This window comes from Pseudomonas sp. (genome assembly GCF_037994325.1).
Lineage (GTDB): Bacteria > Pseudomonadota > Gammaproteobacteria > Pseudomonadales > Pseudomonadaceae > Aquipseudomonas.
Genome location: NZ_JBBNAH010000131.1, coordinates 1 through 3,281, shown reverse-complemented (window position 1 = coordinate 3,281; position 3,281 = coordinate 1). Strand labels below are relative to the sequence as shown.

Annotated in this window: 4 protein-coding genes; 1 reads left to right on the top strand and 3 read right to left on the bottom strand. The window is 60.0% G+C overall.

The window, feature by feature from the left end; translation table 11 throughout:
• Window positions 1–3 precede the first annotated feature (3 nt).
• The 3 genes from AAAB16_RS04425 to AAAB16_RS04415 form a co-directional block, all read right to left on the bottom strand.
• A complete protein-coding gene (locus AAAB16_RS04425; RefSeq protein WP_340662250.1) occupies window positions 4–684 on the bottom strand; it encodes a tyrosine-protein phosphatase in 681 nt (226 codons plus the stop codon).
• 92 nt (window positions 685–776) lie between these two features.
• A complete protein-coding gene (locus AAAB16_RS04420) occupies window positions 777–1,448 on the bottom strand; it encodes a hypothetical protein (RefSeq protein ID WP_340662249.1) in 672 nt (223 codons plus the stop codon).
• A 102-nt stretch (window positions 1,449–1,550) separates the two neighbouring features.
• Window positions 1,551–2,150 carry a short chain dehydrogenase gene (locus tag AAAB16_RS04415; protein WP_340662248.1) on the bottom strand — a complete coding sequence of 200 codons (600 nt, stop codon included), beginning with the start codon at window positions 2,148–2,150 and terminating at the stop codon, window positions 1,551–1,553.
• A gap of 121 nt (window positions 2,151–2,271) precedes the next feature.
• Between AAAB16_RS04415 and AAAB16_RS04410 the strand changes: the two genes are divergently transcribed.
• The gene (locus AAAB16_RS04410; protein ID WP_340662247.1) at window positions 2,272–3,189 is read left to right on the top strand and encodes a LysR family transcriptional regulator; all 918 of its coding nucleotides are present in this window, start codon (window positions 2,272–2,274) and stop codon (window positions 3,187–3,189) included.
• Window positions 3,190–3,281 lie beyond the last annotated feature (92 nt).

Sequence of the window (3,281 nt, the reverse complement as noted above, 5' to 3'; positions counted from 1 at the left end):
CTTCTAGGGATGCGCGTTAGCCACCATCGAGTTAAACCAGGGCCGCACATAGCAGGTGGAAATAAGTTTGGTGTCACAGCGGCCTTGGGTCAGCGCTTCACGCAGTTTGCTGATATCGGCCTGTTCCACATAGTGGCGCGCATCCTCCATATCGTCGGCCTGGCCGTAGCCGCCATTGAGCATTTCACTCAGCGCTTCCTGTTTGCTCCAGCCCTGGATCACGGTGCGAAACATGGCAGCCATCAGCCCGGTGCGGTCGCTGCCGTGTTTGCAGTGCATCAGCACCGGGCCACGGGTTTCGGCGAGCTGCAATACGTTGAGCACACGCAATACATCGGTGTCATCGACACGGTCAGCGTGCAAGGGAATGCTGATCAAGCTGATGTTGCTGTTGCCCAGCCATTGGCGGTCGTCGTCTTTGATAAAGGTGACCACGGTGCGCACTTGCAGTTGTTCCAACAGCGCTAGGTGCTCGGGTTGCGGCAGGGCACTGCGGTACAGGGTTGGCGACATTTCAAACAGCTTGAACGAGGGGTCTACCTGGTGTGCCCAGGTTTCTGCCTGGGGTGCGGCCAGAAGCGGTGTTTCCGCAACGTTGGAAGGTAGGTAACGCCACAGCAGCAGGGCGCCGACCACGGCGAATACACCTGCAACAGCAAAGACCCGACGACGTGACTTGAGCATGGAAACTCCCCGAATAAGGGAGCCCATGCTAGGAAGGCGCGAGTGAAGCGCCGATCAAATCGATGTGAAAAAAGGGTGAAGCATTAGCGAGCTTATAGATTGCGCGAGCCACCGAAGTAGGCGCAGCCGCGCTCGACTTTGCCGTTGCTGCGTAGCTCTGCTGACAGAAACGATACCGCACCGCTGGCACTATCGACGCAGCGTTGCGGCGCTATCCACAATTCCAGGCGCAGGCCGTTGGCTTCGCTGGTGAGGTTAAAGCGCCCGTCAGGCAGTTGTTCTTCCAGGTAGGGCAGGGCCAGCGGCTCCTGATTGGGGCGCTCCAGCACCATGCCTTTGGCGTTTACGCTGACACTCCAGTCGGGCTCATTGCCGCTGGCGCGCAGTACTTGGCGTTTGAAGTTGGGATCGTCGCAGCCATGGCCTTCGCGTTGTACGCGATACAGGCGGGTGAGGTTGAGTTGGCCGTCGCTGCCGCTGACTTTGCTGGCATCGAGGTTGCCGCTGACGTCGGCAAACAGGGTGCCGTCGACGCGGTCGAGCAAGGTGGCAGACTCTTGCAGCAGGCCGGTATTGCCGCTGTCATTGATGACGAAACGACGTTGTTCCTGGCAAGGGCGCAGCAGCAGTTTGCCGCCGCTGACGCTGAGCTCGCCCTGCATACGAGTGCCGGGCGACACCGGCGCCTGGTCTTGACCGTCAAACATCGCGCAGCTGGCGAACAGGGGTAATAGGGCAAACAACAGGGGGCGGACAGCGCGCATCAAGGGGGTCTCCTGGCAGGTGCGGCCACGTTACCCACGCCCCGGCGCCGGCACAAGAGCGCGGGGCAAATGTTGCCGCGCGCTGTTGAGCGGATGTGCTGCTTAGCCGACGGTGTAAACCTGCCCGGTCTGTTTGCCTTCGACACTTTTCGCGTAGGCCAGGGCCACGTCGACTGCCTGCACCGGTTTAAAACCACGGAAAAATGGCCCGTAACTGTCCATGGCTTCCACCAACACCGTGGGGCTGATGACGTTCACCCGCAGGCCGCGGGGCAGTTCGATGGCAGCGGCTTTGACGAAACTGTTGAGCGCACCATTGACCATGCTCGCCGAGGTGCCGGCCACGATCGGGTCGTCGCTGAGAATCCCCGAGGTCAAGGTGAACGAGCCGCCGTCGTTGATAAATTCGCGGCCAATCAGCAGCAGGTTGACCTGGCCCATCAGCTTGTCATTCAGGCCCACGGTGAACTGCTCGGCCTGCATCTCGGCCAGCGCGCCAAAGTGCACCGAGCCGGTGGCGCTGACCAAGGCGTCGAAGCGCCCGGTTTGTTCGAACAACTGGCGAATGGAGGCGGCGTCGCGGATATCCACCTGGTAGTCGCCGCTCGTACGGCCGACGCGGATCACTTCATGGCGCTCGGCCAATTCACGTTCTACTGCTTGGCCAATGGTGCCGCTGGCGCCGATCAGGACGATTTTCATAGCAATGTTCCTCAAAGAAAAAAACACGGTGGGGTTGAGTGGCAAGCAGTGTAGATCGACAGTTTGTAGGTGATAATCCAGCCAATTGGAAACCTTTGGTTCTCGTTAGGAAACAATCGCCATGAGCGAAATGGATGATCTGGCTGCCTTTGCCACCTTGGTTGAGGCCGGCAGTTTTACTCAGGCGGCTGAGCGCCTGGGTTGCAGCAAGGGGCAGTTGTCCAAACGCATTGGCCTGCTTGAACAGGGGCTGGGCATCAGTTTGCTCTATCGCACCACGCGCAAACTGTCGTTGACGGCGGCCGGTGCCGCGCTGTTGCCGGAGGCGCAGGCGTTGGTCGCCCAAGCTACGCGCGCTCGGCAAACCCTGGCGCGCTTGCAGGAGGAGGCTGCCGGTACGGTGCGCATCACAGCGCCGGTGTCCTTGGGCGATACGTTTTTTGATGCCTTGCAGCTGCAATTTGCCCAGGCGTTTCCGCAAATCCGTATCGAGTTGGAACTGAGCAACACCTACCGCGACTTGGTGGCCGACGGCTTCGACCTGGCCATTCGCAGTGGCGAGCAGACTGACGAGCGCCTGGTGGCCAGGCCGTTGTTGTCGATGCAGGAATTGACCTGCGCCAGCCCGGCCTATTTGCACGCCCATGGCGACGTGCTCACGGCGCAGCAGCTAAGCCAGCATGTGTGTTTGCTCAATAGCCATTACAGCGGCGCGGAAGAATGGCTGTACCACCGCCAGCATGAACTGACTCGCGTGCAGGTCACCGGACCGTTTGCCAGCAATCACTACAGCCTGCTGAAAAAAGCCTGCCTGGGCGGGGCAGGGATTGCCCGGCTGCCGTCGTATCTGGTGCATCAGGAGTTGCTGGATGGCAGCCTGGTGTGGCTATTGCGCGATTACCAGACGCGGATCAGTCCGGTGTTTCTGGTGCATGCCTATCAGCATGGTTTGCCCAAGCGCACCCAAGTATTGGCGGATTATTTGTTGGCTTGGTTTGAACAGCGGCGGAAGGAGCTGGACCTGATTACGGCATCGTAGGGTGTGCCGATGTTTTCTGTCGTCCCCGCGAAAGCGGGAATCCAGAATGTTTCGGCGAACACCGCACCCCTTGAAATTCTGGGTCCCCGCCT